Genomic DNA, 26770 nt, shown 5'->3' with positions numbered 1-26770 from the left:
CGTGAGGCGACTGCCTGGGATTCTGTTAGCAACAGGCGCCACCCTAATCGTGATTGTGGCGCTGCTGATCAGCGGGCTGCGCCTGATGCTGCCGAAGCTGAACGACTACCGTCCCCAACTGCTGGCGCAGGTGGAGAAGCTGTCCGGCGTGCCCGTGCAGATGGATTTCCTGCAGGGCAGTTGGGAAACGTTCGGCCCACAGCTTGAAGTGCGTAACCTGAGCGTTACGCTGCCCAAAAGCGATGTGCATATTGAACGCGTGACGCTGGCGCTGGACGTGTGGCAATCGCTGCTGCACTGGCGCTGGCAGTTCCGCGATCTGACCTTCTATCAATTCCGGCTCGATCTTAACGCCACGCTGGGCGGCGACCGGCAGGGCGAAGGCCTTGAACCGGGTAAAATCAGCGATCTGATGCTGCGCCAGCTCGACCACTTCGATTTGCGCGACAGCCGTATCTCGTTCCTGACGCCCGCCGGCGCGCGCGCCGAATTCGACATTCCTCAGCTGACCTGGCTCAACGGCCGCGATCGTCACCGCGCCGAGGGGCAGATCAGCCTGTCGACGCTGAACGGCCAACACGGCGTGGTGCAGCTGCGCATGGACCTGCGCGATAATCAGGGCCTGTTGGACACCGGCACGGTTTACCTGCAGGCCGATAACATTGACATGAAACCCTGGTTTACCCGCTGGCTGCGCGCCAACACCGGGCTGGAAAGCGCCGACTTCAGCCTGGCGGCCTGGCTGCAGGTGCAGAACGGCGAGATTGCCGGCGGCCACGCGTTGCTCAAGCAGGGGGCGGCCAACTGGGATACCGGCGCCGCGCAGCACCGGCTGGACGTGGACAATCTGGCGCTGTCGCTGCGCCGCCAGGGCACCGGTTGGGAGCTCGACGTGCCGCAGCTGCGGTTGAGCACCGACGGCCAGGCCTGGCCGCAGGGCACGCTTTCCGCCCTGTGGCTGCCGGAAAATACCGAGTTTATGGGGCCGGCGCAGAATGAAGAGCTGCGGGTGCGCGCGACTAACCTTCAGCTGGAGCGCCTGTCGGCGCTGCTGCCGACCTTCTCGTTCCTCAGCCCGGACGTGCTCGATCGCTGGAACGATCTGCAGCCACAGGGGACGATGGAGGCCTTGGCGCTGGACATTCCGTTGAACCAGCCGGAAAAGAGCCGTTTCCAGGCGCTGTGGCGCGATGTCAGCTGGCAGCGTTGGGAACTGCTGCCGGGCGTCAACCACTTCTCCGGGGCGTTGAGCGGCGGTGTGGAGAACGGCCGCCTGACGCTGGGGCTGGCAGGCAGCACCTTGCCTTACGGCGATATGTTCCGTGCGCCGCTTGAAGTCAGCAGCGCGCGCGGCGCGCTGACCTGGCGTTACAACGATCGGGGTTGGGAGCTGGCGAGCCAGGGGTTGGACGTCAAGGCGAAGTCGCTGTGGGTCAACGGTGATTTCCGCTATCAGCAGCCGGCCAAGGGCGATCCGTGGCTGAACATTCTGGCGGGCATCCGCCTGTATGACGGCGCCGACGCCTGGCGCTATTTCCCGGAACCGCTGATGGGCAAGCATCTGGTGGACTACCTGAGCGGCGCCATTCAGGGCGGCCAGGTGGATAACGCCACGCTGATTTATTCCGGCGATCCGCAGCACTTCCCGTACCGTAAAAACGAGGGGCAGTTTGAAGTCTTCGTGCCGCTGCGCCACGCCACCTTCCAGTTCCAACCGGGCTGGCCGGCGCTGACCGATTTGGCGATCGACCTCGACTTCGCCAACGAGGGGCTGTGGATGCAGGCGCCGCAAACCCGGTTGGGTAAGGTGGCGGGCAAAAATATCAGCGCGGTGATCCCGGATTACCTGAAAGAGCGGCTGCTGATCGACGCCGAGGTGGCGGGCGCGGGCAGCGACGTGCACGACTACTTCATGCAGACGCCGCTGCACGATTCGCTGGGGGCGGCGCTGGATCAGCTGCAGATTGGCGGTGATGTCAGTGGGCGCTTACATCTCGATATTCCCCTGGACGGCGAGCAGGTCAGAGCGACCGGTGAAGTGGCGCTGAACAATAACTCGTTGCTGATCAAGCCGCTGGATAGCGAACTGCAAAAGCTCAGCGGCAAGTTCCGCTTCGACAACGGTAACCTGCAGAGCGACCCGCTGTCGGCCACCTGGTTCGGGCAGCCGGTGGCGGTCAACTTCTCCACGCAGGAAGGCGCTCGCGACTACAAGATTGACGTCGGCCTGAAGGGCGATTGGCAGCCGGGCAAGTTCCCCGGCCTGCCGAAAGAGGCCGCCGATGCGCTCAGCGGCAGCGCGCCCTGGCAGAGCCAGGTGGCCATCACGCTGCCGCATCAGGGCTCGGCCAGCTACGATATCGGCATCGACGCGGATTTGAAGAAAGTGAGCAGTCACTTACCTTCACCGCTGGACAAAACGCCGGGCGAGGCGTTGCCGGTGAACGTTAAGGTCAAAGGTGGCCTGAACGGCTTCATGTTGACCGGCAGCGCGGGCAAGCAAAACCGCTTCAACAGCGAATGGAACTTCGACAAAAAACAGGTGAATCTGGCGCGCGCCGCCTGGCAAACCAACGGTGGCGGCACGCCGCCGCTGCCGGCCGGCAAGTCGATGACGCTGAACCTGCCGGCGCTGGACGGCGAGCAGTGGCTGGCGCTGCTGGCGCCGGCGCTGAAACAGGGCGGCGGCAGCGGTCAGGTGGGCGGCTTCAGTTTCCCCACTACCGTGGCGCTGACCACGCCGCAGCTGCTGTTGGGCGGCCAGGCCTGGCATAAGCTGACGCTGTCGGCCGAAAAACAGCTGGGCGCCACCGTGGTGAGCGCCAAGAGCGATGAAGTGGACGGCAGCCTGCGGGTGGCCGATCGCGGGCCGTGGCGCGCCGATATCAACTACCTGTATTACAACCCGCAGTTCGCCGAGACGAAAAACGCGGCGGGTACGCCGCCATCGGCCGAGAAAGTTTCCTTCCGCGACTGGCCTTCGCTGATGCTGCGCTGCAAGTCGTGCTGGGTGCTGGGGCAGAACTTCGGCAGGGTCGAGGCGGATCTGAGCAATCGAGGGGATACCCTGACGCTGGATCACGGCCTGATCGACACCGGCAAAGGGCGCATGAGCGCCAGCGGCCTGTGGAAGCAAAATGCGCAGGAAGAGCGCAGCTCGCTGAAAGGCAAGCTGCTCGGCGGCAAAATCGATGAAACCGCGGCCTTCTTCGGCATCACTATCCCGCTGAAAGGTGCGCCTTACGACGTGGACTTCGATCTGTACTGGCACGGCGCGCCGTGGCAGCCGCAGGTCAATACGCTGAGCGGCGCGCTGCAGGTCAAGATGGGCAAGGGGGAGATCGACAGCATGGGCGGCGGCCGCGCCGGTCAGTTGCTGCGATTGGTCAGCTTCGACGCCTTGCTGCGCAAGCTGCAGTTCGATTTCAGCGATACCTTCGGCAAAGGCTTCTACTTTGACTCCATCCGCAGCACTGCCTGGCTGAAAGATGGCATAATGCATACTGATAATCTATTGATCGACGGCTTGGCGGCGGATATCGCCATGAGTGGCCAGATCGATCTGGCGCGCCGCCGCATCGATATGGAGGCGGTGGTGGCGCCGGCGATTTCGGCGACCGTCGGCGTGGCCACGGCGTTTGTCGTCAACCCGATCGTCGGTGCGGCGGTATTTGCCGCCTCGCAGGTGCTGGGGCCGCTGTGGAGCAAGATTTCGCTGATTCGTTACCATATCAGCGGCGATCTCGACCAGCCGAAGATCAATGAGGTACTTCGTAAGGCAAAGGAGGATAAGGCGTCATGAGGAATGCTAACGTTGCGTTGTTGCAGTTGTGCAGTGGCGATCAGGTGCGCGATAACCTGGCCCAGATTGAACAGCAGATCAAACAGCTCAATGCCGGGGTAAAACTGGTCATGACGCCGGAGAACGCGCTGCTGTTCGCCAACTCTGCGGCCTACCGCCAACAGGCGGAAAAACAGGGCGACGGTCCGCTGCAAAACGCGGTGCGCGAGCTGGCGCGCCGCTATGGCGTGTGGTTGCTGGTGGGCTCGATGCCCTTGATCAGCCGCGAAAACCCGGAGCTTATCACCACCAGCAGCCTGTTGTTCGACGAACAGGGCGAGATCCGCGCCCGCTACGACAAGCTGCACATGTTCGATGTGGACATCAACGATGCGCACGGCCACTACCGCGAGTCGGATACCTACCAGCACGGGCAGCACCTGACGGTAGTGGATACGCCGGTCGGGCGTTTGGGTATGACCATATGCTACGATCTGCGCTTCCCCGCGCTGTTCCAGGCGCTGCGGGCGCAAGGGGCCGAACTGATTTCGGTGCCGGCGGCCTTTACCCGGGTCACCGGCGAGGCGCATTGGGAAATTCTGCTGCGCGCTCGGGCGATCGAGAACCAGTGCATGATCCTGGCGCCGGCGCAGGTGGGGCGCCACGGGCCGACCCGCCGCACCTGGGGCCACTCGCTGGCCGTCGACGGCTGGGGCAAGGTGCTGGCTGAGAACGCGGACGCCGTGGCGGCGCTGAAGGTGCGCGTGGACACCGCAAGCCTGCAGCCCTTGCGCCAACAGATGCCGGTATTGCAGCACAACCGATTCCAGACGTCGCTGACGGCGCCGTCTGACAAGTTATCCTCCAATCAAGAGTGAAACCATTATGAGCCTGACGTTTGTCAGTGAGCAGTTACTCGCTACCAACAAGCTGAGTCATCAAGACCTGTACAAGGTACTGGGTCAACTGGCAGAACGCCGTATCGATTACGCCGATCTCTATTTCCAGTCCAGCTATCACGAAGCCTGGGTGATCGAGGACGGCATCATCAAGGATGGCTCTTACAATATCGACCAGGGCGTCGGCGTGCGCGCCGTCAGCGGCGAGAAGACCGGCTTCGCCTATGCCGATCAGATCACCCTGAATGCGCTGCAGCAGAGCGCCCAGGCGGCGCGCAGCATCGTGCGTGAGCAGGGCGACGGGCGGGCGCACACCTTGGGCGAGATCGGCTATCGGCCGCTGTACCCGCTGCTCGATCCGCTGCAAAGCCTGCCGCGCGAAGAGAAAATTGCTCTGCTGCACCGCGTCGACAAGGTGGCGCGCGCCGCCGATGCACGGGTGCAGGAAGTGAACGCCAGCATCACCGGCGTTTACGAGCAGGTGTTGGTGGCTGCCACCGACGGCACGCTGGCGGCGGACGTTCGCCCGCTGGTGCGCCTCTCCGTCAGCGTGCTGGTGGAGCAGGATGGCAAGCGTGAGCGCGGCTCCAGCGGCGGCGGCGGCCGTTTCGGCTATGACTACTTCCTGGAAACCGTCGACGGTGACGTGCGCGCCGATGCTTACGCCAAAGAAGCGGTGCGCATGGCGCTGGTCAACCTCGGCGCGGTGGCGGCGCCGGCCGGCAATATGCCGGTGGTCCTGGGGGCCGGCTGGCCGGGTGTCCTGCTGCACGAAGCGGTGGGCCACGGCCTGGAAGGCGACTTCAATCGGCGTGGCACCTCGGTGTTCAGCGGCCATATGGGCGAGCTGGTGGCTTCCGAGCTGTGCACCGTGGTGGATGACGGCACCCTGCAAGGGCGGCGCGGTTCGCTGGCGATCGACGACGAAGGCGTACCGGGCCAGTACAACGTGCTGATCGAAAACGGTGTGCTGAAAGGCTACATGCAGGACAAGCTCAACGCGCGGTTGATGGGCGTCGCGCCGACCGGCAACGGCCGTCGCGAGTCCTACGCGCATCTGCCGATGCCGCGTATGACCAACACCTATATGCTGGCGGGCCAATCGACGCCGGAAGAGATCATCGCCAGCGTCGAGTACGGGCTGTACGCGCCGAACTTTGGCGGCGGCCAGGTGGACATCACCTCCGGCAAGTTCGTGTTCTCCACCACCGAAGCCTACCTGATCGAGAAGGGCCGCATCACCAAACCGGTGAAAGGGGCGACGCTGATCGGCTCCGGCATTGAGGCGATGCAGCAGATCTCGATGGTCGGCAACGACTTGGCGCTCGATAAAGGCGTGGGCGTGTGTGGCAAGGAAGGCCAGAGCGTGCCGGTAGGCGTCGGCCAACCGACGCTGAAACTGGATACGCTGACCGTCGGCGGCACGGCGTAATCTTTCCTCAAGGGGCCATGCACTGGCCCCTTGTTCATTCCCCATTTTGAGTTTTTTCTCGCCCACGCAAAGAGTGCTGTGCGGCGATGATGCCGAGAAAGATGACGATGGCGTGCTTTGGTGTGTCTACCCAGCGTTGGTTGCTGTTGCTGGGCGTTCTTTCCCTGACGGGCTGCGCCCGTTCCGATGCGCTGTGGGGCGTGGTCGATAAGCTCTGCATGGCCAACTATCAGCAAAAGCGCGATCCGGCCCCGTGTGAGCAGATTTATATGCCGCAGGGGAAAGCGCAGGGTTTTAGCGTGCTGCAAAACCCGCGTTACCCCTATCACTTCATTCTGGTGCCGACGGCGCCGCTTTCCGGCATTGAAAGCCCGCAGTTGCTGGCCGGGGAGCGGACGGACTATTTTGGCTATGCATGGCTGATGCGTTACCGGCTGGCCGCCGAGTATGGTGGGCCGGTGCCGGACGACAGGCTGGGTATGGCGATCAACTCCGCTTATGGACGCAGCCAGAACCAATTGCATATCCACCTGACCTGTCTGCGTGAGGACGTGCGACGCCAGCTGCAGGCGGAACGCCCCTACATAGAGGAACAATGGCGTCCCTTGCCGGATAAGCTGTTGCGCCACACCTACTATGCGCGCCGTGTGATGCAGCCAACCGCGATGGGCATTTATCCGATTAAGGATCTGGCGGATTATTTTCATCTCTCGCCGCAGCAGCTGGCGGAATATGGCGTGGCCGTCGTTCCGACCACGTTTGCCGGCCAACGGGGGTTTATCTTGCTGGCCTCGAAGCGCGGCTGGGACGTGGGCAACCGCGCCTCGGTAGAATCGCTGTTGGATAAAACGTGCGCGATTTTGCCGCGTGAGTCTCAAGACGGCAGGTGAGAGCAACACGCTCTCACCTCACTTTTCCTACCTAAACCGCGCATCCCGAGAAAACAGGAAAGCGGCTTCCCGCTGGCGAGCGTCGGCTTCCGCCTGATCCCCCTGATAGCGCAAGATCATGATCAGCGTGGCGTAGACGTTGGCGTCGATACGGCGCTGCAGATAGGCGTTGGCCCACTGCCGATAGCCGGTCAACAGGGCATCATCACGCGTTTGGTTATAGACCAGCAGCGCGTGAGATTGCTCGTCGAAGGTTTTGCGCTCCCGGTAGATCCAGGCGGCCGGCGGCGGCATCTGCTCGATGCTGTCGATGGTAGCCAGCATGGTACGTTCCGATTGGGTGAGCGCCATGCGCCCTTGCCAGGCAAAGACCGCCATCACCAGCACGCCGATGGCCGCCATCGCCACCGGTAGGCTCAGGGCTTTGGCGAACGGCAGCGGGCGCGGCTCGCCGGTTTGGCCGTCCAGCAGCGCCAGCAGCAGCAGAAACACCAGCCAATGCGGCGTAGACAGATAGAAAGGGTATTCCAGCTGGGTGTGTACCAGCATTGGCAGCAGCACCAGAAACAGCCCGATGCGCGCACCGGCCGGCTGCTCGCGATCCCGTTGCCAGGCGCGTTTCAACAGCAGCGCGCCGGCGACGAGGACGATAATGATACCCGCCAGCGCCGGCAGGCCGCCCTCAACCCACCAGAGCAGGATTTCATTGTGCGGGTGCCCGGCGACTTCCAACACTTCTCGCCAGGGCATTGTCTGCAGACGGAAGTGCGCGAAGCTGTATTCAAAGCCGCCGTAGCCCCAGCCCAGCAGTGGTTTGGCCAGGATCATGGCGGCGACGTCATGGAGCATGGTCAGGCGAGCGCTATTGGAAAGCTCCCGACCGATCAGACCCGCGCGGCCATCCAGACCGAAACCGGTGAGCAACACCGTGGTACCGAGCGCCACGCCCAACAGCAGCGCACCGCCGGCCCAGCGGCTCACGGCCGGGTGCTGGCGGGCAAAACGCCACAGCATCAACGCCGCCGCCAGGGCACCGCCCAGCCAGGCGGCGCGCGACTGGATCAGCACCAGCAGGGCGGAGAAAGCGGCCAGCAGCGCGAGCAACGGGAGTTGCCGCCGCTGCGTCTGCGCAGAGAGAGGGGCAAGCAGCAGCCAGAGCGCCAAAGCCAGCCCGGTGGCGATAAAGCTGCCTAGCACGTTCGGTTGCTGAAAGACGCCGTAGACCCGGCTGCCGTTAGGAGATACCCAGGCCAGAGCAGGGGCGAACAGCTGTAGCGCCGCCAGCAACGTCTGAACGCCGACGGCGAACAGCAGGCCGTACAGCAACAGGTTGCGCTGCCGGGCTGTCAGGCGCAGCTGCAGACAGGCGATATAGAACAGCCAACCGCCTAGCAAACCGGCGCAGCGCCACAGGGCATCTTCGCGCCACTCGGGGCGGGTATACAGCAGCGGCAGCGCCAGCACGGCGATGCCGAGCAGCAACAGGCGTGCCGTGGGGGTAAGCGAAAGACGGGGACGGCCAAGGCAAACGGTGAAGGTCACGATCAGCGTGGTCAGTGCCATGACGCTCCAGGCCAGAATATTTTGCGGCAGCGCCAGGCCGCCGCCGCCCATGTTGGGGTGATAGACCGGCAGGAGCACCGCCATCCAGATCAGCAGCAGGGGCAACACGGCGATAGCCGGTGCGTTAACGGGGGCTTTATCGGTCATGGTTAACTCGCCATGTCTCGATATCGTTCATTGAATGCATTTTTTGAGGATTCCCTATCCTTATCCTGGGGTTTAAATTCGCTGAAGCTTCAATGCCTAAAATGCTTTATAGGAATTTAAAAGACTTCATATCGAAGTGATAAATACTTTCCCCCTGTGAGCGCGGGGACGGCTTATATAAAAAGGGGAAGCCGTATTCAGCTGCCTGAAAAAAGGTGTTTTCTTTATTTTAAAAACAGGGGTGTCATTTTCTCAAATTTATCTCGCTCCAGTCAATTTTTAATCCATTGTTTTATTTTTGCATTTAAATCAATTTGTTGTGATTATTTTGTGCGTAATGAAACGCCGTGTGAGCGGCAACTAGCGTCTGGGCAAACAGCTGACGGAGCCAATGAGATAAGCATTTTTTTGTTAAATCATTGTTGCTAATGGCGGTGCGGCGGGCGTTATTTTATTTATCGCCGTTCATTATCTTATTTCACATTTTCTTTATCACGCCATTTTTTATTTTTATTAAGACTATTCTTGTTGCTATGGTTTTTTTTGAATTTTATTAAATTAAATTTTTTTAAGATTGTTCTGTGCTCTTGTAAATAACGGAGCGATGGTCTGCCTATCCCTGTTGCCATCATGCCAGACGGACCAACGCGCCTGTAAAAGCGCGTTAATCCATGTTTCACAGATCTCACTCCATTTCGCCAATCCGCTCCAGCGCATCTACCACCAGATCCCAGAATTTATCCTGATCCAGCTTGACCGCGACCTGGGTGTGGCAGTCCGGCGGCGGCGGCGCGCGGAAGTCCGCGACCGTCATGCCCAACGTCAGGGTGCCGGTCAGTTCGATATCCACCGGCGCTTTGCGCACCGTCATCACGCTCGGATCGATCACGTAGGCGACTGCGCAAGGATCGTGTACCGGCGGGGCACTGAAGCCCTGCGCCTGTTGGTACATACGGCCAAAGAATGCCAGCAGTTCGCCGACGAAGGCGGCCGGCCGGGTACCGAGGGTGGCGATGCGCTCGCAGACTGCCGGCGTGGCCAAAGCCTGGTGGGTGAGATCCAGCCCGACCATGGTCAGCGGCCATTTTTCGTTAAACACGATGTGCGCCGCCTCAGGATCGATTTTGATATTGAACTCCGCCACCGCGCTCCAGTTGCCCACGTGGTAGCCGCCGCCCATCAGCACCACTTCCTTGACCCGCTCGGCAATGCGCGGCTCTTTGCGCACTGCCATGGCGATATTGGTCAGGCCGCCGGTCGGCACCAGCGTCACGCTGCCGGGCGGGTGAGCCATCACGGTATCGATGATCAGATCCACCGCGTGGCGCGAGTCCAGCTGCAGGTGGGGTTCCGGCAGCACCGGGCCATCGAGGCCGGAATCGCCGTGAATGTCGGGTGCCACTTCGATATTGCGCACCAGCGGGCGCGGGCAGCCGGCGGCGAAGGGCACGCCGGTGATATTGGCGATGCGTGCCACCGCCAGCGCGTTGCGCGTCACTTTGTCCAGCGTCTGATTGCCCACCACGGTGGTGACCGCCAGCAGGTCGATCTGCGGATTGCCCCAGGCCAGCAGCAGGGCGATGGCGTCGTCATGCCCCGGGTCACAGTCCAGTATGATTTTTTTCATGGTTATTCCTGATGCAGGGAGAGGTTCCCGCAGCATAACGCAGCGCGGCGGCGTGGGATAATGCCGATGGTGCTTTTGTTAACGGCATCAAAGCCTTGCCACTTTTTCGATGTAATGAAACGTAAATCCTCATCGTCGGGCTTTACCCTGGAGTTTACTCCAGGGTTTACAGTGAGCTTCAGCGTCAATGTACAGAGGAGAGGCGGGATGAGCTTACTGAAAAGGTTGTTGGGTCAAGGCGGTGTTAACGGCGGTCATCAGCGCGCGGGTCACCGCGGCGGGCATCATGGCAACCGCTATAACCAGCATGGCGAGCCGGGGTCGCAGTGTTCGGAATGCCAGGCGGTGAATAAACCGGGCGCACGTTATTGTCATCGCTGCGGTCAGCCATTTGCCGCGGTGAGCGCCACCTGCGGCCAGTGCGCCGCGCCGTTGCCGCCGGGCAGCCGCTTTTGCCCGCAGTGCGGCGGCGGTGTACCGTGAACCGGGGCGGTTGGACAGCCGCGCTGCTGCTGGGTGCCATGGCGCTATGGACGCTGCTGGCCTGGGGCGTGGCCGGCGTGCTGGCCTGGCTCCCGGCGTTGGCGGAGGCAGCCGGGAATGCATCGTTGCCGGTGAACGGTACGCTGAGCCTGGTGCCGCAGACGGTGCTGGACGCCTGGCTGCCGTGGCTGAAACAGCTGGGCAGCGGGCTGGCGAGCTATTTTCCTCTGCTGCTGAACTGGGCCGGCTACGCCGTCTGGCTGCTATGGGGCCTCGGCATGCTGGCGCTGATGCTGCTGGGCGCGCTGGCGCACCGCTATTTGAGCGCCGCTCAGCGATAGCCCTGATAGACCGCCGCCACGCGTTCGAAATAGTCGGTTAGGTAGTTGATACACACCTGCACCTTCAGCGGCAGTTTGTCCTTCTCGGTATAGAGCGCGTAGATCGGCCGCGGATCCGAATGGTAGCTTTTGAACAGGATCTCGATCTCGCCGCGCTTGATCTCTTCGATCACCCACATCAGCGGGGCGTAGGCGATGCCGGCGCCGTTTTTCAGCCAACGGATCATGGTGGAGGAGTCGTTGGTGACGAAGCGCCCCTGCGGTGAAATGCGCGTGGTGATGCCCTCCGGCGACATCAGTTCAAATTCGCTGTCGGGGCGCACGCTGTACTCCAGCCAGGAAAAGTTGACCATGTCGCTCGGCTTCTGCGGCGTGCCGTGCTGGCTGAGGTAGCTTTTGGCGGCGCACACCACCATCGGCATCTGCCCCAGGCGACGGGAGAACAGGCTGGAGTCCTGCAGCGCGCCGGTGCGGATCACCAGATCCAATCCATCAGTGATCAGGTCCGGAGCAGGAATGCCGGTCACCAGGTTGACCGTCAGGCCCGGGTACTCTTTCATCATCTCGGCAGTCATGTTCGCCAGCACGTTTTGCGCCATGGTGGATGAACTGCCGATGCGCAGCGTGCCGGCAGGCGTATTGTTAAACGCATACAGCTGCTCATGCACTTCGCTGACTTCCTGCAGCATGCGTCGGCAGCCCTGATAGTAGATTTTGCCGGCCTCGGTCAGGCCGATGCTGCGCGTGCTGCGGTTCAACAGCTTGACCTGCAGCTCATTTTCCAGTTTCGAGACGGTTTGGCTGATCGATGAAACGCTCATGTCGAGTTGGCGCGCGGCCGCGGTAAACGACCCGAACTCAACCACTTTGGCGAATACCGACATCCGTTTTAATCTTTCCATTATTCACTCTGGCTTAAAAGTGATTTAGATCACAGATTGTTGATGCCTTGATAGTAAGCAGGCTAATATAACGTGGTCGGGTGAATAGACCTTACCAACGTGCGAGAGCGATCGGCGACGTAATCCTGCCGCTCCTCCGGCACCCTCGCAATCCCTGTCGTGGATGTCTGCCCCAAAGTTTAACCTTTTTTCGGGTTCGTGACCTGGACAAGCTGTCCGGTCAAGATTTGTGGCGCGCGCACGCTAAAATGTAAAGAGAATGTGAATGGCGAGATGTGTCTTTCCCCGGCGTAGTGAACAATAAGGAAAAAGTGATGAGTTTGCTTCCGGTTATGGTCATCTTCGGACTGTCGTTTCCGCCGGTGTTTTTCGAGCTGCTGGTGTCGCTGGCGCTGTTTTTTCTCTTGCGCCGCCTGCTGCAGCCGACGGGGATTTACGATTTTGTCTGGCATCCGGCGCTGTTTAACACCGCGCTGTATTGCTGCTTGTTTTATCTGATTTCATGTCTTTTTGTTTGAGGTCGCTGTGAAAAATTTTTCGATAAAAATAACCCGAATCGCGATCACTTTGATTTTTGTGCTGCTGGGTATCGCCGCGGTATTTAAGGCTTGGGTGTTCTACACCGAGTCGCCGTGGACGCGTGACGCCAAATTTACCGCCGACGTGGTGGCGATCGCGCCGGACGTCAGCGGCCTGCTGACCGACGTGCCGGTGGTGGACAACCAGCTGGTGAAGAAAGGGCAGGTGCTGTTCGTGGTCGATCGGCCGCGCTATGAGCAGGCGCTGGCGGAAGCCGGCGCCGACGTCGCCTACTATCAAGCGCTGGCGGCGGAAAAACGGCGTGAGGCCGGCCGCCGCGTGAAGCTGGGCGTGCAGGCGATGTCGCAGGAAGAAATCGACCAGTCGAACAACTCGCTGCAGACCGTGCAACACCAGCTGGCGAAGGCCGTGGCGGCGCGCGAGCTGGCGCAGCTGGATCTGGAGCGCACCACGGTGCGCGCCCCGGCCGATGGCTGGATCACCAACCTCAACGTCCACGCCGGGGAATACATCACCCGTGGATCGGTCGCGGTGGCGCTGGTGAAGAAAGATTCCTTCTACATCCTGGCGTACCTGGAAGAAACCAAGCTGAACGGCCTGAATAAGGGCGACCGTGCGGAGATCACCCCGCTCGGCAGCAACCGCATCATGCACGGCACCGTCGACAGCGTGGCGGCGGCGGTGAACAACAGCAGCAGCACAGTCAACAACAAAGGGCTGGCCTCGATCGACAGCAACCTGGAGTGGGTGCGTCTGGCGCAGCGTGTGCCGGTGAAGATCCTGCTGGACGCCAAGGACCAACAGCATCCGTACCCGGCCGGCACTACCGCCACCGTGGTGATCGTCGGCAAGAACGATCGCAATGCCGACAGCGGTTCGCCCTTTGTGCGCCTGATGCACCGGCTGCGTGAGTTCGGCTAATGAACAGCCCAACCTTTATCCGGCTGAGATTTGCCTTCAAACTCAGCTTCGCGATTGTGTTTGCGCTGTTCGTCGGCTTTCATCTCAATCTGGAAACCCCGCGCTGGTCGGCGATGACCGCCGCCATCGTCGCCGCCGGCCCGGCCTTTGCCGCCGGCGGCGAACCCTTCTCCGGCGCCATCCGCCACCGCGGCTGGCTGCGCATCATCGGCACCTTTATCGGCTGCTTCGTCGGCCTGATCATTATCATCACCACCGCCCGTGCGCCGGTGGTGATGCTGCTGCTGTGCTGTATCTGGGCCGGTTTCTGCACCTGGCTCTCTTCGCTGATCAAGGTGGAGAACTCCTACGCCTGGGGCCTGGCCGGTTATACCGCGCTGATCATCATCGTGACGGTCGCCACCAGCGAGGCCCATCTGCTGGAAGCGCCGCAGTTCGCCATCGAGCGTTGCAGCGAGATCGTGCTGGGGATCGTCAGCGCCGTATTGGCGGATCTGCTGTTCTCGCCGCGTTCGATCAAGCAGGACATCGATCGAGCAGTGGATCAGCTGTTGGTGGATCAATATCGCCTGATGCAGATGTGCATCAGTAACGCCGACAAAGAAGACATCGACCGCGCCTGGAGCAATCTGGTGAAGAGCACCACGGCGCTGGACGGCATGCGCAACAACCTGATGATGGAGTCCTCGCGCTGGCAGAAGGTCAACCGCCGGGTGAAGGCGCTGCATACCCTGTCGCTGACGCTGATCACCCAGGCTTGCGAAACCTATCTGATCCTGCTGAATCACCCGGACGCGCTGCAAGCGAGCCTGCGGGAGCAGCTGATGGTGCCGGCGGAAAACCCGCAGGAGATCCACAAGCGCATGAAGCTGTTGCGCCAGGTGCTGACCACGCATCGCTCCGAGGAAACGCTGCCGACCCTCACCGGCTGGGTCGGCGCGGCGACGCGCTACCTGCTGCTGTCGAAGGGCGTACACACCAACGGCAGCATCAGCGCGGTGGAAGAGGGCGTGTTGAGCAATGAAACCGTGGTCAAGCCGACCTCGGCGGAAGGGCATCACGCGATGATCAACGGCCTGCGCACCTTTGTGGCGACGGCGTTCGGCAGCCTGCTGTGGCTGTGGACCGGCTGGACGTCCGGCAGCGGTTTTATGGTGATCATCGCGGTAATCACCTCGCTGGCGATGCGCACCCCGGCGCCGCGCATGGTGGCGATGGATTTCGTGCTGGGCATGCTGGCGGCGATCCCGGTCGGTTCCCTGTTCTTCATGGTGATCCTGCCGGCGACGCAGCAGAGCATTTTGCTGCTGTGTCTCAGCCTCGGCCTGCTGGCGTTTTTCATCGGCATCGAGGTGCAGAAGCGGCGGCTCGGTTCGCTGGGGCTGTTGGCGGGGACGATCAACATTCTGGTGCTGAGCAACCCGATGGAGTTCAACGTCACCCAGTTTCTCGATGGGGCGCTCGGCCAGTTCCTCGGTAGCTGCGTCGGGCTGATGGTGCTGCTGCTGATCCGCGACAATTCGCGCGAGCGTACCGGCCGCACGCTGCTCAATCAGTTCGTCAGCAGCGCGGTGTCGGCGCTGACCACCAAGGCGGCGCGCCGTCGGCAGAACCACCTGCCAGCGCTGTATCAACAGCTCAACCAGCTGCTGATGATGTTCCCGAACGACATCGCCAAGTATCGTCTGGCGCTGAACCTGATCATCGCCCACCAGCGCATGCAGCGGGCGGAAATTCCGGCCAGCGAAGAGCTGTCGGCCTTCCACCGCCGGATCCGCAGCACCGCCGATCGGGTGGTCTCCGCCAAGAACGACGTCAAGCGCGCCTATTACTACGATCGCTTGCTGGGCGAAATGAACGAGTACCAGCAGAGGCTGGTGGACAATCAGGCGCCGCTCAGCGTTACCGGGCCGGTGAAACGCCTGGCCGACATGCTGCATCGCTATCGCCACGCCTTGATCGATTGATGCGTTCCCGCCTTTTGCGCCGCGTTATGCGGCGCCTTCCCTGACTATACTGAAAGCAGCGCCTGGTACGGCGGCCGTCTCATAAGAGGCGGCCCGTTTTCAGAGAGACTCCGAGTGCCAGAACGGCTGGAAAGTGGCATCATTGTCATGAATGGATGAAACCTTAGCCGCCGCGAAAACGTTACTTGCCGGTCATCTTAGTTTCATCCAGGTCGACTATATACCTAACTAGCCTGGGGGAGCTGCGGCGCCTTCGGCGGCATAATTTCAGGGAATGTCATGAACAAGCGGATTCTGGTGGCGATTGTCATCGCCGTGGTCATCGCTGTCTTCAGCGCGCTGCGCGGCAACGAGCACCGTGCGATCGGCGGCAATCCGGCGGTGGTCCAGGCCCCAGCGGGGCAGCAGCAGAGCATCGATCGGCTCACGCTGCAGCAAACGGTGGTGAGTTACCTGCAGCAGCATCAGCGGCTGCCGGACTATTACGTCACCAAGAAGCAGGCGCGCGAGCAGGGCTGGGATCCGCGTTCAGGCAACCTCTGTGCGGTATTGCCGGGCAAGGCGATTGGCGGCGATCGATTCTCTAACCGTGAAGGGCAATTGCCGAGCGCCGGCGGCCGGGTCTGGCGCGAAGCGGACATCAATTACCAGTGTGGCCGGCGTGGCGCCGATCGCCTGCTGTATTCGAGCGACGGTCTGATCTTCGTCACGCGCGACCATTACAAAAACTTCATTCGTGTGGAGTGAGTTTGATGGCAAAAGTAGAGTTTGATTTTGAACAGATCCAGGATGTGCCGGCCTTCTACCGCGATTTCGCGCGCAAGTTTGCGCTGGACGAGGGGTTCGGCGCTAACCTCGACGCGCTGTGGGACGTGGTGACCGGCGATATCGGCCTGCCGGTGGAAATCGAGTTCACTCACCTGAATGCCCGCAGCAAGCGTCGTTTCGGCGCGATCATTCTGCTGTTTGAAGAGGCGGAAGAAGAGCTGGAAGGCAGCTTGCGCTTCAATATCCGCGAAAGCAGCGGCGAGCCGGCCCATCACCGGGGATGAAACGGCTTCATCCCGGGATGGCGGCGGCGCTTAGTCGGCCGCTTCGGCCGCTTCGGCCAGCTCGCGCAGGTATTGGAAGATCTGGCGGTAAGCCTTAGGCGGCTTGTTGGCGGCCTTCTCTTTCTGCGCGTTGCGCACCAGTGAACGCAGCTGTTGGCGATCGGCGGCCGGATACAGATCCAGGATAGACGGAATGACGTCATCGCCTTCTTCCACCAGGCGGTCGCGCAGCGCTTCCAGTTTATGGAACAGCGAAACCTGCTGGTTGTGGCGGTTTTTCAGCTTGTCGAGCGCGGTCTGGATCGGCTCGATATCGCGGGCGCGCAGCATCTTGCCGATCAGCTGTAGCTGACGGCGGCGGCCCTCTTTCTTGATCTTTTGCGCCAGCTCGATGGCGGCACGCAGATCTTCGTCCAACGGAATGCGGTCCAGCGCGTTTTTGCCCAGATCGACCATTTCGGCCCCCAGGTCTTTCAGCGCTTCGGCATCACGTTTAATCTCACTTTTACTGACCCAGATAATCTCGTCATCGTCCTCGTTTTCATTCTCCGGGACATCGTCGAGCCAGTCTTCAGGCTGTTTGTTCATGGTAGGCTCCGTTAAAAAGAGGCTAATCCTAACAGGTTGCCGGCTTTATGCGAAATTCAACGCGGTTCCTGTTAGACTCAACGGCAGAGATCTCAGGATTTTTGCGCGCCGCCCCGCGTGCACAACTACGCCGCTCCGGCACTTTTCTCAACGATTTTCTGATTAATTATGGCAGATTGATGAAAGTAGTCACTCAAGTTGCAGAACAGCGCAAGGCGCTGGAACAGGCCGTCTCTCAGGCGCTGGAGCTGGCCCGCGCCGGTTCCGACGCGGCGGAAGTCGCGGTCACCAAATCGACCGGCATCAGCGTCAGTACCCGCTTCGGCGAGGTGGAAAACGTCGAGTTCAACAGCGATGGCGCGCTGGGCATCACCGTGTATCACCGTCAGCGCAAAGGCAGCGCCTCTTCCACCGATCTCAGCCCGGACGCCATCGCCCGCACCGTGCAGGCGGCGTTGGATATCGCGCGCTACACCTCTGAAGATCCCTGCGCCGGCCCGGCGGAGAAAGATCTGCTGGCGTTCGAGGCGCCGGATCTCGATCTGTTCCACCCGATCGAGCTGGACGCCGATCGCGGCATCGAGCTGGCGGCGCGCGCCGAGCAGGCTTCGCTGGCGGCGGACAAGCGCATCACCAACACCGAAGGCGGCAGCTTCAACAGCCACTACGGCATCAAGGTGTTCGGCAACAGCCACGGCATGCTGCAAAGCTACTGTTCCAGCCGCCACTCGCTGTCCAGCTGCGTCATTGCGGAGCAGGGCGGCGATATGGAGCGAGATTACGCTTACACCATCGGCCGTGCGATGGGCGATTTGCAAAGCCCCGAGTGGGTGGGGCAGGAGTGCGCCCGCCGCACGCTGGCGCGCCTCGCGCCGCGCAAACTGTCGACCATGAAGGCGCCGGTGCTGTTCGCCTCCGAGGTGGCCACCGGGCTGTTCGGCCATCTGGTAGGCGCCATCAGCGGCAGCAGCGTTTACCGCAAGTCGACCTTCCTGCTGGACTCGCTCGGCAAACAGATCCTGCCGGCGTGGCTGACCGTCGAGGAGCATCCGCACCTGCTGAAAGGGCTGGCGTCGACGCCGTTCGACAGCGAGGGCGTGCGCACCCAGCGGCGCGATATCGTCAAGGACGGCGTGCTGCAAACCTGGCTGATGACCAGCTACTCGGCGCGCAAGCTGGGCCTGCACAGCACCGGCCATGCCGGCGGCATCCATAACTGGCGCATTGCCGGGCAGGGCGCGGACTTCGCCGGCATGTTGAAACAGCTTGGCACCGGCCTGGTGGTGACCGAGCTGATGGGCCAGGGCGTCAGCGGCGTTACCGGCGATTACTCGCGCGGCGCCGCCGGCTTCTGGGTGGAAAACGGCGAGATCCAATATCCGGTCAGCGAGATCACCATCGCCGGCAACCTGAAAGACATGCTGCGCAACATCGTCAGCGTCGGCAGCGATATCGAAACCCGCAGCAATATCCAGTGCGGTTCGGTGCTGCTGCCGGAAATGAAGATCGCCGGTCAATGATCCTCTGCGCGGCTGGTGCCCGCCGGCTGCGCGTTATCCCGTCTCAACCTTGCTTACAAATCTCCGGTTTCGGTTTTGCCCGGCCTTGCCTATGGTAACGGTGGGTTAATTAAAACAATAACTGGAAGGTGAGCAAACATGCAGAATACCCTGAAAGCGCTGGCGGCGTTGACGCTGCTGGCGGCCAGTTCGCTGGCGGCCGCCGCCGATCTGGGCGACGATATGGACACCCTGGCGGAAAACTACAAAACGGTGCTGAATACCGATTCCGCCGCTACCCTCACACAGAGCCTGCAAAACATGCGCGCCGCCGCGCAGGACGCCAAACAGGGCACTCCGCCGAAGCTGGAGAGCAAAGCCGCCGACAGCCCGGAGATGAAAGATTTCCGCCGCGGGCTGGATACCCTGATCGGCCAGATCGATCAGGCGCTGGCGCTGGCCAATCAGGGCAAAGTCGCCGAAGCGAAGCAGCTGGCGCAGGGGTTCAAACAGACCCGCGACGCCAACCACAAGAAATTCCGCTAACCCGTCAACCGTCGCGCCCGTCTTCCGTCAGATAGGAGGAGGGTGCCTGCCCCAGCACGCGGCGAAACATGGTTGAAAACGCCGCGCTGCTGTCATATCCCATTTCCATCGCCACCTGCGTTACGCTGCGCCCTTCGGCCAGCAGCGCCAGCGCCAGCACCACGCAGGCGCGTTGGCGCCATTGCGAAAACGGCAGGCCGGTCTGCGCGCGAAAGAAGCGGCTGAAGGTGCGAATGCTCATGTACAGACGAGGCGCCCACCGCTGCGCGGAGTCGTGGGCGTCGGGGTGCTGCAAAAAGGCGTGGCATAGCTCGCCCAGCCGAGGATCGGCGGGCAGCGGGATGTGCAACGGCAAGGGTTGCAGCCGGGCCAGCTCATGCAGCAGCAGCGTTGCCAGCGCTCCGTCGCGCCCGTCTTGCTCATACTCCAGCGGCATATCCACCGCCGCCATCAACAGCTGGCGCATCAGCGGGGTGACGCTGACCACCTGGCAGACCTGCGGCCGTTCTGCGGGCAACGCGCCGGGTTCGAGGTACAGGCTGCGGGTGGTGACGCCGACCATCCTCACCGCGTGCGGCATCTGCGGCGGCAGCCACACTGCATGCTGCGGCGGGACGACCCAATTGCCTTGCTGGGTGAAAACGTGCATGACGCCGGTGGCGCCGTACAGCAACTGCGCGCGCCGGTGGCTGTGCATCGGCAGCAGATGCCCCGGCGGGTAGTCGGTGCCGATGGCGATCACCGCGCGCGTTACGTGGTCGATGTCATCAATGCGGACATTGCGCATGTGTCCTCTTTGGCGGGCAGATTGGCCGAAACGCAATGATAGTTGGCCCTTCATATAAAGCAAGCCAACGGCCGTCGCCCTACTATCGGGGCAGAAAAATAACGCTTGCTCGGGGCGCCGCTATTTTATCGGCCAGGTAACCCGTGCAAGTTTTCACACCGGGGTGGGACGAACGTTCTCGTTCTCGTAATACAAGAAGTTAATAAGGAATAAAGCGTCATTTTATTCCAACACCTGAAGCAATAGTTCTTAGCGCAGTTCAATGACTATAAGGTGATATTTCATGTATAAGTTCGGTGTGATTGGCGGCGGAGCCGCCGGGATCTCTTTTGCGTATAACTTTATAAAAAATAAGTCGGTTAATCATTGCAAAAGACCGCTATCTCTGAAGGTTTTCGACAAGCAGGGCTTCAAGGGCGGTATGGCATACAGCAGCGATTTTGACAGCCATATATTAAATATGACGCCGGAAAACATGTCGGCGGATATTTTCGACGATGCGCACTTTGTTGATTGGATTGCCATGCATTTCCCGCAGTTTTGCCAGGATCGTTATCCGCCGCGCTGGCTGTATCGGGAATATCTCGATTTTATTCGCGACATGACGATTTATATGGCGGCGGACAGTAACGTGACGCTGAATTTCGTGACCGCCGAAGTGAATGCCATCGCGCCGCACGAAGCCGGCTATCGGCTGACCACCGCCTGCGGCGGCGTCGAGCAGATGAACGCGCTGGTGCTGTGCTCAGGGCACAACCCGCCGGAATGTCTCTATCCGGTGGACGGGGTGATCGCCTATCAGGCCCACCAGGATCTGCCGCCGATCAACCCTTATTCGACTATCGGCGTGATCGGCTGCAGCCTGACGGCGATTGACGCCATCGTAGAGCTGATGGAGCGCCTGGGGGCGACCGACATCTGCGCTTTATCGCGCTCGGGCCTGTTCCCCAGCGTGCAGCCGGCGCTGATGCGTCCGCCGCCGGAGGCGTTTGTGGAGGGGGTGCGGCGCTTTGTCGCCGGCAGCGATTTCATTGATGCGCATCAGCTGGTGCATGCGATCAATGCCGCGCTGGCGCGCCACTATCCGGGGCCGGAACGGTTGACGGTGCTCTCGGCGCTGGGGGAAAGGCGCGATTGTTACCGCGATCTGTCGGACAGCCTCAATCGCGCGCGTTTTGCCCGGGAGCATATTTGCAGCTATCTGGCGGCGATCCACCCGGCGGTGTGCGCCGCCTGGGTCAAGATGGATGCCAACAACCGGCAGGTCTTCATGCGCTTTTACAACTCCTCCTGGATGCGCAATCGGCACGCCATGCCGATCAAGAACGCCAACAAGATCGTGGCGGCGCTGGAGAGCCAACGCCTGCGCGCCTGCGGTGGCCTGGCGGATATCAGCAAGGGAGAGGACGGGTTTACCCTCCGTTGCCATGAGACGCGGGTGCACGCGCAGTATCTGTTCAACTGCACCACGCCTTCCTATCAACTGCCGCCCAACCGCCTGAGCCATCAGCTGCTGCAAGACGGGCTGGTGCAAGAGAACCTGTTCGGCGGCGTGAAGTGCAACCCGCACACGCTGAAAATCGCCGACCGGCGCGGCCGCGAGCAGCATCTCTACTCGCTCGGCGCGCCCGCCAAGGGCGACCTGTTTTACACCTCGGCGATGGAATCCATCACGCGGGATATCAGCAAGATCGTATTCAACAACCCTATTTTCAACGCAAAGAAGGCTGAAGTATGAAAAACGTAGCGCTCTTTGTCGGCAACGACATTTTCTCCTGGCTGGTGTGCCAGGATCTGATCGCCGCCCTGAAAGGCGAGTGTGCCTTTACGGTGTATTTTCCCCTGGCGAAAAGCGCCGGGCGCACGCAGGAGCCGGCGGTTCGCCGCCTGGGGCTGTATGAGCGCGAAGTGCTGAACGATTTCGTGTTCCCGTTCGTGGGCCGCAACGCCGCCGCCTGCGAGGGCGCCTATCAGCCGCCGGCGCTGTTCCTGGCCGCCGCCGGGGTCAAAGCGCATCGCGTTCTCGACATCAACGACACCGCGTTTATCAGCAGCCTGGGGCATATGGATGGGGTGATCTCCCTGCGCTGTTATCAGAAATTCTCCGCCGACTATGTGCGCGCCTTCAGCCGACGCGGCAAGCTGCTCTGGAACCTGCATCCGGGGGATTTGCCGCGCTATCGCGGGGTGATGACGCTGTTCCGCGCGATGATGAACGGTGACAGGGACTGTGCGGTAACGCTGCATGAAATGGATGAACACTGGGACGCCGGCCCGGTGATCGCCCGCCTGCCCGCCGAGCTGCGTCACGATCTGTCGTTCCTGGAAAACATGATGCTGTTGGGCGTGCAGAGCGGCACTTTCCTGGCGCGTCAGCTGATGCGGGCGGAGCATAGCGAAGCGATAGCGGCGGAAAAGCAGGGCGATTCACGCTACTGGGGTTTCCCGGACGCGCAGACGCTGGCGCAGGCAGAACAGGCGGGCATTGAGCTGGTGGACCATGACGCCGTGCGCGAGCAGTATCTGGGGTTGTTCGTCGGCGATCGTTTCCACCCGTTGGCGGGGCAGTTCTGCGCCGGGTTCGACGACTTCGTGCGGGCGCACGGCCATGATTGAAACCTTGATTGTACTGGGTGCCGGTTTTCTGACCGGCATCACCACCATTCTGTTCGGCTTCGGCGGCGGCTTTGTGGTGGTGCCTTTCGTCTATCACTTGATCTCCGCCTCGGGCGAGCAGCCCGGCCAGGCGATGCATATCGCGGTGGCGACCTCGACGGCGGTGATGATCCTCAACGCGAGTTACGCCACGCTGACCAACTGGCGCAGCGGCAACCTGCTGCGTGAAACCATCGTGCCGCTGATCTTTTTCATCGGCATCGGCGCGGCGCTGGGCGCGTTCGCCTCTTCGCTGCTGGCGGACGGCGTGATCCGCGGGCTGTTTGTGGTCTATATGGCAGTGACCATCGCCGACTGCCTGTTCCGCCGGGGTTTTTTGATCAAACCGGCGCGCGCCGAACTGTCCACCGTCACGCTGTGGGGCGGCGGGCCGCTGATCGGCGGCATCGCCACCCTGCTGGGGGTGGGCGGCAGCGTGATGACCGTGCCGCTGCTGCGCCGCCATGGTTACGACATGAAGTATTGCGTCAGCGCCGCCAACCCGCTGTCGATCCCGGTGGCGGTGATCGGGGCGCTGATGTATATCGTGTTGGGGTGGCACGAGATGAGCGGGCCGCAGTATCTGGGCTACGTCAATCTCAACATTCTGGGGTTGCTGGTGGTCGCGGGGATTGCGGGGATCGTGTTTGCCAGGCGCTGTTTGCCTAAGGTGAGCGATGCGCTGCATGCCAAAATCTACGTGCTGCTGCTGATCGCCGTGCTAATCGCTATCTGCCTCTGAAACAGAAAGGGCGGCCGGATGCCGCCCTGAGAACCGCTTAACGGTGGTATTCGCCCGCCGCTTCCGGCTGGTACAGCAATTCCAGCACTTCAATCCGCGCTTCTTCACCGTTCGGCAATTGCCAGGAGATCTGCTTGCCGACGTGCATGCCGAGCAGCGCTGCGCCCAGCGGCGCCATCACTGACAGCTGATCGTGGCTGTCTTTCAGCGATGCCGGGTAAACCAGCGTGCGCACGTGCTCTTCATCGGTGTGCAGATCGCGAAAACGCACGCGGCTGTTCATGGTCACCACGTTGGCCGGCATTTTCTCCGGCGGCAGGATTTCCGCGCGATCCAACTCGTCGTTCAGCGCGGCGGCGACGTCGGTGTTGGCAAAGGCCGGTTGTTCCAATAGCGCATCCAGGCGTTCCGCATCCAGCTCATTAATAGTAATGATGGGTTTGGTCATTCCACTCTCCAGTCAAATCAAAGGGTGCCAGTCTGTGCACCCATAAATTCGGAAAAACAACACAAAGCAACACCCCCGCGCCAGAGGAGCGGGGGTGTGGGTAATGTCGATTTGTCCTATTGATAGTAGGCGGTTGGGGCGAGAAAAGAAAGAGATCCCGATCACGAAGGCTTTTATCGTCAATCGTGGCAAAAGAAACGGTTAGTCCGGTTATCTATTTGTTATCTCATTGACTTTTTCACCGCAGTGCCGTTTTGCGAAATGGATCCCCGCGCGTCATTCGATTTCCACTTCGAACTGGAAAAAACCGGTCTACACAGAAAATCCTACCGGGGGTAGGGTAAAGACATCATAGAAAGCGGGTTATTCAGGTGATGCGCTTTACGGCTTACTGATTAATGTAGGATCTAGGGGTACTGAAAAGTGAATGATGGATCTGCTTCGATAAAAGAAATTGAACAATCCGATGTCAGCGAAGCCGGAGCGATCGCTGCTCGGGTGTTGGCGGATATTACCGCAATGCTGAATGCTGAAAATATTTATACCAATGCGGTGCAGCAACAGATGCTGGAATCGCATATTCGCGCCATGGTGCTGCGTTCAATAACCGGTGAGCCGTTGCCGGAGGTGGATAAATCGTTGTTCGACGAAATCTCTGCCGAATCCATGCAAATGGCGGAGCGCGTGGTGAATCAGTTTGGCACATTGCCTATCGAAGAAGCCTATTTGCTGTCAGTGCACTTCGAAGTGGCGAAAGATAATAACGCATAGCGGTTAACGCATCGATTTCAATCAGGAGAATATACCATGGGTCAAATTACCGTAGTGATCGGCGATCGCCTGGGCAAAGGGCAAAAAGTTGGCCAAGGCGTTGAAAGTGCAGGCGGAAAAGCGGTGGTCATCCCCGGCGTCGCGGCGGACATGAAGCTGGGCGACGTCATGAAAGCGGAAAACGCGCAGCTGGGCATCTCTTTTTGCGGCAGCGGCGGCGCCGGCGCGATTACCGCGCAAACCAAACACGGCTACAAGGCTAAATATGGCATGCGTTCGGTGGAAGAGGGCGTGACGGCAATTAACGAAGGCTACAACGTGCTGGGCTTCGGCTTTATGGATAAAGAAGAGCTGGGCCAGAAACTGGTGGAAGCCTACGTCAAAAAACATGGCAATCCATAATGAAAGAGCAATATACCACATCGGTAAAGGTGGAGGGTAAAGGCGACAGCAAAGCGAAAGCTTTTGCTTCCGCCTTGGCTAATGTGCAGGGCGCGGTATTAAAGTCCACCAACAATATTCTGCTGCGTATCGAGCCGCAGGACGTCAGCGTAGTGAAAGCGGAAGAGAAAATAACTAAAGAGAAATTTCTTTTCTTCTTTTTGCCGCGTGAAAGAAAGCGCTATGCCGTTTCTCTGGAAATAACCGTGAACGTAACCATTATCAATACCGAGAAGGTTGTCTTCGTCACGAAATAAAAACGTTAGCATAAATGAAAGGGTATACTGATGTTTTTAATCATCTTATTTAAATCGATTATTATCGGTGGGCTGGTGGGGGTCGGCGTAGGGGCCGGCGCCGCGCGCATGTTCCACGCACCGACAACACAGGGCATGGGGGCGTTTCGCACCCTGGGCGAGCTGAATTCCTGCGAGGGCGATCCGGCTTCCCACTTCTCATTCGGTCTGGGCTTCTTCTTCAACGCCTGGGCGTCTTCCGTGGCGGCGGGTTCCTTCACGCAGGACGTCGACCACCGCATCATCCCGCACTGGGGCGCGGCGGCCCTGATGGTCAAGAACCGCAATCTGGCGCAAACGCTGCACGATCCGAAAAAAATGGCTATTGCCTGCGGCATCATCGGCATGCTGGTGGTGGCGTTCCTCAACACCACCGCTTCCGCCGTGCCTGCCGCGCTGCAGGTCACCGCGATCAAGGTGCTGGTGCCGGCGGCCAACCTGCTGGTGAACACCGTGATGCCGGTGATCTTCTGGCTGGCGGCGATCGACGCCGGGCGCCGTTCCGGCTTCTGGGGCACCATCTTCGGCGGCCTGGCGCAGCTGATCATGGGCAACGCCGTACCGGGCCTGGTGCTGGGCATTCTGATCGGCAAAGGCGTGGAAGAGAGTGGCTGGAACAAGATCACCAAGATCATGATGGCGGTGATCGTGCTGCTGTTCGTGCTGAGCGGCTTCTTCCGCGGCTTCGACATGAAAGTTCTCGAGTCCTTCAGCCTCGGCGTGCCGGGCTGGCTGGACGCCATTCACAACACCCTGAGCGGTAAATAAGGAGCGGGATGATGGAAGAGCAAACCCAAAAAGGCTTCTGGTACGCCGACTGGTCATTCCCGATTTTTGTTGGCCTGCTGTCCTCCGGCGTGTTCGCCGGGACGCACATGTACTACCTGTACGGCATCGGCGCCTTTAACGAAGTGGCGTTCGTTTCCATGCTGCGGGCGGGGATGGATACCGGCGTGTATGGCGCGGTGGCGGCGTTCGGCGCCAGCTTCCTGTTCGCGCGCATCATCGAAGGCTCGCTGGTGGGTATCCTGGACATCGGTGGCGCGATCCAGACCGGCGTCGGGCTGGGCGTACCGGCGTTGCTGCTGGGGGCCGGCATCGTGTTCCCGGTCGCCAACTTCGCCGCTTCGCTGGCCACCGGCCTGATCATCGGCCTGGCGATCGGTTACGTGATCATCCTGGCGCGCAAATTCACCATCAATCAGAGCAACTCCACCTACGGGGCGGACGTGATGATGGGCGCGGGCAACTCGTCGGGCCGCTTCCTCGGGCCGTTGATCATCCTGTCGGCGATGACCGCCTCGATCCCGATCGGCATCGGTTCGCTGCTCGGCGCGCTGCTGTTCTATATCTGGGGTAAACCGATCACCGGCGGAGCGATCCTCGGCGCGATGATCCTGGGGGCGATCTTCCCGGTAGCCATTTCTTAAGAGGCCTGCGCCAGGCGCCGCC

The 26770-nt window shown here is 60.9% G+C and carries 28 protein-coding genes; 21 read left to right on the top strand and 7 right to left on the bottom strand.

All coding sequences use genetic code 11. The features are described from left to right. Window position 1: 1 nt before the first annotated feature. From yhdP to C3F38_RS24985, 4 genes are all read left to right on the top strand, one after another. Window positions 2–3802, top strand: a complete 3801-nt coding sequence (gene yhdP / locus C3F38_RS25000; RefSeq protein ID WP_057523647.1) for an AsmA2 domain-containing protein YhdP — start codon at window positions 2–4, stop codon at window positions 3800–3802. After that, the gene (nit1, locus tag C3F38_RS24995) at window positions 3799–4659 is read left to right on the top strand and encodes a deaminated glutathione amidase (protein WP_047729770.1); all 861 of its coding nucleotides are present in this window, start codon (window positions 3799–3801) and stop codon (window positions 4657–4659) included. Before yhdP ends, nit1 begins: the two co-directional genes overlap by 4 nt. 7 nt (window positions 4660–4666) lie before the next feature. Then, window positions 4667–6112, top strand: coding sequence for a metalloprotease TldD (gene tldD, locus C3F38_RS24990; protein WP_047729771.1), 1446 nt, complete (start codon window positions 4667–4669; stop codon window positions 6110–6112). A 107-nt stretch (window positions 6113–6219) separates the two neighbouring features. Beyond that, window positions 6220–7002 carry a CDP-diacylglycerol diphosphatase gene (locus C3F38_RS24985; RefSeq protein ID WP_055316856.1) on the top strand — a complete coding sequence of 261 codons (783 nt, stop codon included), beginning with the start codon at window positions 6220–6222 and terminating at the stop codon, window positions 7000–7002. Window positions 7003–7029: 27 nt separating this feature from the next. Here the strand turns inward: C3F38_RS24985 and C3F38_RS24980 are convergent, their stop codons facing one another. The 3 genes from C3F38_RS24980 to C3F38_RS24975 form a co-directional block, all read right to left on the bottom strand. Next, window positions 7030–8712 carry a PglL family O-oligosaccharyltransferase gene (locus C3F38_RS24980; RefSeq protein ID WP_055316852.1) on the bottom strand — a complete coding sequence of 561 codons (1683 nt, stop codon included), beginning with the start codon at window positions 8710–8712 and terminating at the stop codon, window positions 7030–7032. 473 nt (window positions 8713–9185) lie between these two features. Next, on the bottom strand, window positions 9186–9392 hold the full coding sequence (locus C3F38_RS26325) for a hypothetical protein (protein ID WP_139108043.1): 207 nt from the start codon (window positions 9390–9392) through the stop codon (window positions 9186–9188). Between the two features lie 5 nt (window positions 9393–9397). Next, on the bottom strand, window positions 9398–10339 hold the full coding sequence (locus C3F38_RS24975; protein ID WP_038879711.1) for a nucleoside hydrolase: 942 nt from the start codon (window positions 10337–10339) through the stop codon (window positions 9398–9400). 207 nt (window positions 10340–10546) lie between these two features. Between C3F38_RS24975 and C3F38_RS24970 the strand changes: the two genes are divergently transcribed. Continuing rightward, entirely contained in the window at window positions 10547–10822 is a 276-nt protein-coding gene (locus tag C3F38_RS24970; protein WP_038879708.1) for a zinc ribbon domain-containing protein, read from the top strand. Further along, a complete protein-coding gene (locus C3F38_RS24965; RefSeq protein ID WP_055316850.1) occupies window positions 10819–11163 on the top strand; it encodes a hypothetical protein in 345 nt (114 codons plus the stop codon). The genes C3F38_RS24970 and C3F38_RS24965 overlap by 4 nt, the downstream gene beginning before the upstream one ends. Here C3F38_RS24965 and aaeR read toward each other — a convergent pair. Continuing rightward, window positions 11154–12065: an HTH-type transcriptional activator AaeR gene (gene aaeR / locus C3F38_RS24960; protein WP_004936950.1), complete on the bottom strand. Its 912-nt coding sequence runs from the start codon at window positions 12063–12065 to the stop codon at window positions 11154–11156. The two genes, C3F38_RS24965 and aaeR, sit on opposite strands and share 10 nt — an antisense overlap. Before the next feature lie 314 nt (window positions 12066–12379). On the opposite strand from aaeR, the gene aaeX reads away from it, so the two are divergent. The 5 genes from aaeX (at window position 12380) to C3F38_RS24935 (ending at window position 16545) form a co-directional block, all read left to right on the top strand. Continuing rightward, window positions 12380–12583 carry a p-hydroxybenzoic acid efflux pump operon protein AaeX gene (gene aaeX / locus C3F38_RS24955; RefSeq protein ID WP_004936952.1) on the top strand — a complete coding sequence of 68 codons (204 nt, stop codon included), beginning with the start codon at window positions 12380–12382 and terminating at the stop codon, window positions 12581–12583. Window positions 12584–12590: 7 nt separating this feature from the next. After that, window positions 12591–13526, top strand: a complete 936-nt coding sequence (gene aaeA / locus C3F38_RS24950; protein ID WP_055316848.1) for a p-hydroxybenzoic acid efflux pump subunit AaeA — start codon at window positions 12591–12593, stop codon at window positions 13524–13526. Beyond that, window positions 13526–15493, top strand: a complete 1968-nt coding sequence (aaeB, locus tag C3F38_RS24945; RefSeq protein WP_047729774.1) for a p-hydroxybenzoic acid efflux pump subunit AaeB — start codon at window positions 13526–13528, stop codon at window positions 15491–15493. The genes aaeA and aaeB overlap by 1 nt, the downstream gene beginning before the upstream one ends. A 279-nt stretch (window positions 15494–15772) precedes the next feature. Then, window positions 15773–16240, top strand: a complete 468-nt coding sequence (locus C3F38_RS24940) for a ribonuclease (RefSeq protein WP_055316845.1) — start codon at window positions 15773–15775, stop codon at window positions 16238–16240. Between the two features lie 5 nt (window positions 16241–16245). Next, entirely contained in the window at window positions 16246–16545 is a 300-nt protein-coding gene (locus C3F38_RS24935) for a barstar family protein (protein WP_047730838.1), read from the top strand. Between the two features lie 30 nt (window positions 16546–16575). Here C3F38_RS24935 and yjgA read toward each other — a convergent pair whose 3' ends face one another. Continuing rightward, complete coding sequence (yjgA, locus tag C3F38_RS24930; protein WP_055316843.1) at window positions 16576–17133, bottom strand: ribosome biogenesis factor YjgA; 558 nt, start codon at window positions 17131–17133, stop codon at window positions 16576–16578. Between the two features lie 179 nt (window positions 17134–17312). Here yjgA and pmbA point away from each other — a divergent pair, with 179 nt between their 5' ends. Beyond that, window positions 17313–18653, top strand: a complete 1341-nt coding sequence (pmbA, locus tag C3F38_RS24925; RefSeq protein ID WP_055312541.1) for a metalloprotease PmbA — start codon at window positions 17313–17315, stop codon at window positions 18651–18653. Window positions 18654–18791: 138 nt separating this feature from the next. Beyond that, window positions 18792–19178, top strand: coding sequence for a cytochrome b562 (cybC, locus tag C3F38_RS24920; protein ID WP_055316841.1), 387 nt, complete (start codon window positions 18792–18794; stop codon window positions 19176–19178). Between the two features lie 4 nt (window positions 19179–19182). Here the strand turns inward: cybC and C3F38_RS24915 are convergent, their stop codons facing one another. Then, the gene (locus tag C3F38_RS24915) at window positions 19183–19965 is read right to left on the bottom strand and encodes a helix-turn-helix domain-containing protein (RefSeq protein WP_047729778.1); all 783 of its coding nucleotides are present in this window, start codon (window positions 19963–19965) and stop codon (window positions 19183–19185) included. Window positions 19966–20248: 283 nt separating this feature from the next. Between C3F38_RS24915 and C3F38_RS24910 the strand changes: the two genes are divergently transcribed. From C3F38_RS24910 to C3F38_RS24900, 3 genes are read left to right on the top strand one after another with little or no spacing between them, the layout of a single operon-like run. Further along, window positions 20249–21703 carry an FAD/NAD(P)-binding protein gene (locus C3F38_RS24910; RefSeq protein ID WP_055316839.1) on the top strand — a complete coding sequence of 485 codons (1455 nt, stop codon included), beginning with the start codon at window positions 20249–20251 and terminating at the stop codon, window positions 21701–21703. Beyond that, a complete protein-coding gene (locus tag C3F38_RS24905; protein ID WP_047729780.1) occupies window positions 21700–22581 on the top strand; it encodes a formyltransferase family protein in 882 nt (293 codons plus the stop codon). The genes C3F38_RS24910 and C3F38_RS24905 overlap by 4 nt, the downstream gene beginning before the upstream one ends. Further along, the gene (locus C3F38_RS24900) at window positions 22574–23362 is read left to right on the top strand and encodes a sulfite exporter TauE/SafE family protein (RefSeq protein WP_047729781.1); all 789 of its coding nucleotides are present in this window, start codon (window positions 22574–22576) and stop codon (window positions 23360–23362) included. The genes C3F38_RS24905 and C3F38_RS24900 overlap by 8 nt, the downstream gene beginning before the upstream one ends. A 37-nt stretch (window positions 23363–23399) precedes the next feature. Here C3F38_RS24900 and rnk read toward each other — a convergent pair whose 3' ends face one another. Beyond that, the gene (gene rnk, locus C3F38_RS24895) at window positions 23400–23810 is read right to left on the bottom strand and encodes a nucleoside diphosphate kinase regulator (protein ID WP_004936993.1); all 411 of its coding nucleotides are present in this window, start codon (window positions 23808–23810) and stop codon (window positions 23400–23402) included. A gap of 423 nt (window positions 23811–24233) precedes the next feature. On the opposite strand from rnk, the gene C3F38_RS24890 reads away from it, so the two are divergent. The 5 genes from C3F38_RS24890 to C3F38_RS24870 are packed head-to-tail and all read left to right on the top strand — an operon-like array spanning window position 24234 to window position 26748. Then, complete coding sequence (locus C3F38_RS24890; RefSeq protein WP_047729782.1) at window positions 24234–24581, top strand: glycine dehydrogenase; 348 nt, start codon at window positions 24234–24236, stop codon at window positions 24579–24581. Between the two features lie 36 nt (window positions 24582–24617). Beyond that, on the top strand, window positions 24618–24983 hold the full coding sequence (locus tag C3F38_RS24885; protein WP_019453148.1) for a glycine-rich SFCGS family protein: 366 nt from the start codon (window positions 24618–24620) through the stop codon (window positions 24981–24983). Beyond that, entirely contained in the window at window positions 24983–25279 is a 297-nt protein-coding gene (locus C3F38_RS24880) for a DUF4312 family protein (protein ID WP_047729783.1), read from the top strand. Before C3F38_RS24885 ends, C3F38_RS24880 begins: the two co-directional genes overlap by 1 nt. A gap of 30 nt (window positions 25280–25309) precedes the next feature. After that, a complete protein-coding gene (locus C3F38_RS24875) occupies window positions 25310–26086 on the top strand; it encodes a DUF4311 domain-containing protein (RefSeq protein ID WP_004937006.1) in 777 nt (258 codons plus the stop codon). Between the two features lie 11 nt (window positions 26087–26097). Beyond that, a complete protein-coding gene (locus tag C3F38_RS24870) occupies window positions 26098–26748 on the top strand; it encodes a DUF4310 family protein (RefSeq protein ID WP_004937013.1) in 651 nt (216 codons plus the stop codon). Window positions 26749–26770: the final 22 nt, after the last annotated feature.

Origin of the sequence: Serratia sp. SSNIH1 (assembly GCF_002935055.1) — a bacterium.
Classification (GTDB): Bacteria; Pseudomonadota; Gammaproteobacteria; order Enterobacterales; family Enterobacteriaceae; genus Serratia; species Serratia nevei.
The sequence above is the reverse complement of the archived record's forward strand: the minus strand, read 5'-3'. Positions and strand labels throughout refer to the sequence as shown.